Below are 6,103 nucleotides of genomic sequence, written 5' to 3'. Positions count from 1 at the left end.
GCATTCATACCGGAGGTCGTTGCCGGCATGTTCCCCATGCCCATACCGAGGCCGCGAATCGTATTTAATAATAAAATCAGCCAGTAAGGCGTCGATAAATTCAAGAAGCTTAAGCCGAGCGTTGCTGCTGCCATGATCGCAAGACCTGGTGGCACTACGAATTTCGGTCCTTTTTTATCTAAGATCCTACCGCCGATCGACATGAAGATGCCGCTTGCCGCTGCGGCAGGCAGAAACAACAGTCCTGTCATGACTTCGTTCAAACCGTAAACATTTTGAATCAGTAATGGCAGGAGGAAGATCCCTGAAAACAATCCGATCGATGCCGCTGATGTCACGACAATGGATACTGAGTAGGTCGGTACTTTGAATACGGACAAATTCAGTAACGGATCGTCCTGCCGGTTTTCATACCAGACGAACAGCACAATAGCGAGCAGACCGCCGACAATAAGTAAAATATTGAAGGCATCAAATAAGCTCTCAACGTTACGGCCTCGTCCTAACGCAAACAAGACGGATCCAATCCCTGAGGTGACAATAATGAAACCGATCAAATCGAATTTTTTATTCGGATTCGTTTCCGTCGGCTCAAGGAATTTCGTTGATAAAATCAGTCCTGTCAGCCCGAATGGAATATTGAAGGCGAATAGCCACGGCCAATCAAAATACTGAATTAAAAAGCCCCCGATTGTCGGACCGACGGCAGGCGCCACCATGGCTGCTACACCATATACCCCCACCGCTAATCCGCGTTCATAACGGGGAAACGAGTTGAAGATCAATGCCATTGCAATCGGCATCATCAAACCTCCGGCCATCCCTTGAATTGCACGGGATAGGATAACCATCCCTAATGAGCTTGAAAAGAAGCCCATCAGAGAACCTGCGATGAAAATGCTCAGACCTGCTAAGTAGACTTTCTTCTTGCCGAACCGATCGCCGAAATAGCCGGTGAGCGGCATCGTCATCCCCATCGATACCATGAAGATGGTCAGGATCCACCCGACGGCAACCGCATTCGAATTAAAGATTTGGATGAAGCGCGGCAAGATCGGGTTCAGCATACTGTTATTTAAAATGACGGTGAACGTCCCGAAAAGTACGGAGACGACAACCAGCCATTTATTTGGTAATTTACTCATGCATAATCCCTCTCTTTCTTTCGATACACGAACTATTCTTTACTATACCACCAGTGATTTTCATTAACCATGATCGGGCCGATTATTCGATATTTTTCGAGCGATTTTTTTAGTGGCTGATACGAATGAATTGGAAGGGGTTTTCTAAAAATAAAATCTTCTTGTTGTAACCGTTTTAACACATTTCCACATGTTTACATCGATTTAAGAAGCGGGTATTTCACTAAAGAACTTACAAGGAGGTCGTTTTACAATGGGACGATTAAATAACAAAGTAGCGGTTGTCACAGGATCTGCGACAGGGATCGGGGCTGCGACCGTAAAACTGTACGCGAAAGAAGGCGCGACCGTTGTTTGTGCTGATGTTAATGAAAATGACGTGCAAAAGACAGTGGATGAAGTAATCCAAGCCGGTGGTCAAGCAGAAGCTTATTCCTTAGATGTATCAAAAGAAGAAAGTGTATCCGCATTCGCCGACTACTTAAAAGATAAATACGGCAAGATTGATATCTTGTTCAATAACGCAGGGATTGATCAGGAAGGTGGAAAAGTGCACGAGTACCCTGTGGAGCTTTTCGACCGCATCATTGCCGTGGACTTACGCGGAACGTTTTTAACAAGTAAGTTCCTTATCCCTCTTATGATGGACCAAGGTGGATCAATCATTAATACATCTTCCATGTCTGGCCGTGCGGCAGATCTCGATCGGCTCCGGGTATAACGCAGCAAAAGGCGGCATTACCAATTTCACAAAAGCGATGGCGATCGATTATGCGCGTGAAGGCATCCGTGTGAACTCTATTGCACCAGGAACGATTGAAACGCCGCTTGTTGATGAACTGGCAGGAACAAAGGAAGAAGAAGGCGGAAAAGAGTTTCGTGAAGCACAAAAATGGGTGACACCGATGGGACGCCTGGGAAGTCCCGATGAAATTGCGAGCGTAGCCCTCTTCCTCGCTTCTGATGAAAGTTCTTATGTCACAGGGGAAGATATTGCCGTGGACGGAGGCATCATGGCGTACACATGGCCGGGCAAAATGCTTATCGATAAAAACTGGAAAGAGAATACAAAATAAGAACAAAGGCGCAAGCGCCCTGAGAGCTCCGATACGCGTAAGCAAAACAGCCGGAGGAAGGTGATTTTTCCTTCCACAGGACGGGTTGCTTATGTCGCGAAGGGCTAGGCACTGGAGCTGGATGTCGCTCACCAGGACAAAAAAACCACAGGAAAAAAATTTAATAATTTTCTAGCCAAAGCAAAAAAAGAGGATGTCGCATTTGTACGACATCCTCTCTTCTATTCTTCTCCTTCTAACGGATAATGCTTTAAGAAATAAACGAGCGCCTGAAGTTCAATCGCCAGGTCGATATGATGCACACGCACACTCGACGGTACAGAAATACGGGCTGGTGTGAAATTCAAGATGCCCGATACCCCCGCTTGGACGAGACGATCGGCGATGCCTTGAGCTTCCGATGCCGGAACCGTAAGAATCGCAACGGTCAGGTCTCCCATCTTCTTTTCCAGGTCATCGATGTGCTCCACACGCACTCCGCCGACTTCTGTGCCGACACGTTCGCGGCTTGCGTCAAACGCAATTTCGATCTTTGTATTGTTGTTTTTCGTAAAATTATAATTTAAGAACGCTGTTCCTAAGTTACCGACCCCGATCAGGGCGACACTAGTCGTTTCATCCTGATCAAGCGTCTTTCTGAAGAATGACAGCAAGTACTCGACATTATAGCCATACCCTTTTTTCCCTAGGGCTCCGAAGTAAGAAAAGTCTCTGCGGATCGTTGCGGAATCGACTTTCACCGCATCACTCAACTCTTTCGACGATACGCGCAGTTTCCCCTGGCTATGTAGATTGTTCAAAAAGCGATAGTACAACGGCAACCGCTTTGCTGTAGCCTGAGGGATTTTTGTATGTTCTAAATCCATGGGTTTCTGCCTCCTTTACCGATCGACCCGTTGGTAATCCCCACTCTTACCTCCTGTTTTTTCTAAAAGGTAAGTCGGACCGATGACCATTCCCTTATCTAACGCTTTGCACATATCGTAGACAGTAAGTGCTGTGGCTGAAGCCGCCGTTAGCGCTTCCATTTCTACGCCTGTACTTCCTTTTGTTTTGACTTCGACGTATATGTGCAAAATATAGGCTTCTGCTGTTTTCCATTCAAATGAGACATCAATTCCCTTTAAGGAGAGCGGATGACACATCGGAATCCAGTCGGAAGTCTTTTTCGCCGCCATAATGCCCGCCACTTGCGCGACACTAAGGACGTCGCCTTTCGCCATTTCTTTATGGGTAACTTTTTGATAGATCTCTTCATTTACCTGAACACTGGAGTGGGCAACGGCTGTACGCACTGTTTCCCCTTTTTCAGAGATATCCACCATCCGTGCACGGCCTTGTTCGTTAAAATGCGTAAACTCTGACATGGAACTTCTCCTCTTTACGGTTTTTCACAAACTTGCTGATTGCTACATTACTCTTATTCTACCAAAAAATCAAACGTTAGTCGTTAAAGATTTCACAAACTTTGAAGCCATTGTCTTGCTAGAAGAATCCGATATAAGATACACTTATTTCATTGAGGTGAAACGACATGATTCTCATGCAACTGAATCAATTGACGAAGCGTTTTGGAGCTGAGTTGATTTTATCGAATATTAAATTGGAAGTACAAATGAACGATCGGATTGCCATTGTAGGCCGGAACGGCGCAGGGAAATCCACCTTGCTCAAGATGATGGCTGGTGAAATGAGCTACGATTCCGGCGAGATTTTCAAACCGAAAGAAACGACCGTTGGTTATCTAGCTCAAAATACAGGCCTTCAATCAGGAGAAACGATTTGGAACGAGATGGAGAAAGTATTCACCCATCTGAAGGATTTGGAAAAAGAACTGCGTTCCATGGAAGAAAAGATGGCCGATCCTGATTTGCTTGATGATGCCGAGCGTTATCAGCAGCTCTTAAGTGAGTACGACCGTAAGCAGGAGTATTTTAAAACAGCAGGCGGCTATCAATACGAAGCTGAAATCAAATCGGTCTTGAACGGACTGAACTTCAAGAACTTTGATTGGAGCACACCGATTACCTCACTGAGTGGCGGGCAAAAAACACGCCTGGCTCTCGGTAAATTGCTTTTGACGAAACCGGATGTTCTCATTCTGGACGAGCCGACCAACCATCTGGATATCGATACGCTCGCATGGTTGGAAGGGTACCTTCAAGGCTATGCGGGGGCTGTCGTTATCGTCTCCCACGACCGTTATTTCCTCGATAAAATTGTGAATACGGTGTACGAAATCGCTTTTCAATCTTCAAGAAAATATCATGGCAACTACAGTGATTATTTGCAGAGGAAGGAAGCCGATTTTGAAATCGAGATGAAACGGTTTGAAAAGCAACAGGAAGAAATTAAAAAAATGGAAGACTTCATTCAAAAAAACATCGTCAGGGCAACGACGAGTAAACGTGCCCAAAGCCGCAGGAAGCAACTTGAAAAAATGGAACGGATCGATAAGCCGAAGGACGATAATTTGTCCGCTAAATTCAGTTTCCAAATTGCCAAGAGAAGCGGCAATGACGTCTTGAGACTGCGTGATTTTGGCTTTCGTTATGAACCGGATGTTTCTTATTTATTCGAAAACCTTTCCCTCGACGTCAGCCGCGGAGATTCGATTGCTCTCGTTGGCCCGAACGGAGTCGGGAAAACCACCCTGCTGAAAACAATTATTGGAGAGCTAGAAGCTTCCAAGGGAGAAAAAATGATCGGTACCAATGTGCAAATAGGTTATTACGATCAGGAACAAACTAAATTGAACTCCAAGAAGACTGTACTCCAGGAACTTTGGGATGACTATCCGATGAAAAATGAGAAAGACATCCGCACGATCTTAGGAAACTTTCTTTTTTCTGGTGAAGATGTTTTAAAACCGGTCACAGCCTTAAGTGGGGGCGAAAAAGCCCGTTTATCTCTTGCTAAACTGATGATGCAGGAAGCCAATTTCTTAATTTTGGACGAGCCGACCAACCACCTGGATTTAGACAGTAAAGAAGTATTAGAAGCAGCACTTGTGGATTACCCAGGGACACTCGTGTTTGTTTCCCACGACCGATACTTTATCAACAAGATTGCCACACAGGTTGTGGAAATGCTCCCAGGGGAATCGAAACTGTACCTCGGTGACTATGACTATTATGCCGGGAAGAAACAAGAAGAATACGAGCTTCAGCAAATTGAAGAAGCCGAACGCCTTCAAAATGAACCAGCTAAGGATGAACCACAGGCGAAAAACAGTTTTCAACAAGATAAAGAAGCCAAACGCGAAGAGAGGAAGAAGAACCGCCGCATCGCAGAGATCGAAGCAGAAATAGAGGAATTAGAAGCGAAGCTTGAGGAAAACGATGAGCTGCTATGCGACCCCGAGATCTATCAGGACCATGAAAAGTCCTTAGAGCTCACAGAAGCCAACACCACGTACCACAAACGCATCGAAGCTCTAATGGAAGAGTGGGAATCGCTGCATGAAGAGTAAAATTACCCACACCTCAGGTCATCCAATATCTGGATGACCTGAGGTGACTTTTTTTTGCTAATTTCCTGTGTATAGGAATGTATGAATTAAGACTCACTATCCACAATGTTATCCATATGTAAAAACTGATATTATCGTTCTCAACAGATTTATTCACATTATCCACATTTATCAACAGAGTTATCCACATTTTTGTTAACGATTTCTTTACAACTTTTCATAGGGTTAATAAAAGTTATCCACTGAATAAATATACAATTGTGTATAACTTTTATAAACATAGAAAAACTCCCCTCATTCATACAAGGGGAGTTTCTTACTGTTATCGTTCGCCGTATTTCTCTAGATCAAGGCCTGGATTAGCATTCAAATCCCAGCCGGAACGGTGTCCCTGGTTAAACGCCACAGCC

The 6,103-nt window shown here is 44.8% G+C and carries 4 protein-coding genes and 1 pseudogene; 2 read left to right on the top strand and 3 right to left on the bottom strand.

The window, feature by feature from the left end; all coding sequences use genetic code 11:
* A partial coding sequence (locus LD39_RS05305) for a DHA2 family efflux MFS transporter permease subunit (RefSeq protein WP_035543688.1) occupies positions 1–1,145 on the bottom strand: 1,145 nt, incomplete at its 3' end.
* Between the two features lie 253 nt (positions 1,146–1,398).
* On the opposite strand from LD39_RS05305, the pseudogene LD39_RS05300 reads away from it, so the two are divergent.
* Positions 1,399–2,221 (top strand): annotated as a pseudogene (locus tag LD39_RS05300) (SDR family oxidoreductase).
* Between the two features lie 221 nt (positions 2,222–2,442).
* Here LD39_RS05300 and LD39_RS05295 read toward each other — a convergent pair.
* Both LD39_RS05295 and moaC read right to left on the bottom strand, forming a co-directional pair.
* On the bottom strand, positions 2,443–3,087 hold the full coding sequence (locus LD39_RS05295) for a redox-sensing transcriptional repressor Rex (RefSeq protein ID WP_035543686.1): 645 nt from the start codon (positions 3,085–3,087) through the stop codon (positions 2,443–2,445).
* A 15-nt stretch (positions 3,088–3,102) separates the two neighbouring features.
* Positions 3,103–3,588, bottom strand: a complete 486-nt coding sequence (moaC, locus tag LD39_RS05290; protein WP_035543684.1) for a cyclic pyranopterin monophosphate synthase MoaC — start codon at positions 3,586–3,588, stop codon at positions 3,103–3,105.
* A gap of 167 nt (positions 3,589–3,755) precedes the next feature.
* Here moaC and LD39_RS05285 point away from each other — a divergent pair, with 167 nt between their 5' ends.
* Positions 3,756–5,693 (top strand): ABC-F family ATP-binding cassette domain-containing protein, encoded by a 1,938-nt coding sequence (locus LD39_RS05285; protein ID WP_035543683.1) that lies wholly within the window; start codon positions 3,756–3,758, stop codon positions 5,691–5,693.
* The last annotated feature ends 410 nt before the right edge of the window (positions 5,694–6,103 follow it).

The organism is Halobacillus sp. BBL2006, assembly GCF_000786645.1.
Taxonomy (GTDB): Bacteria; Bacillota; Bacilli; order Bacillales; family Halobacillaceae; genus Halobacillus.
The sequence above is the reverse complement of the archived record's forward strand: the minus strand, read 5'-3'. Positions and strand labels throughout refer to the sequence as shown.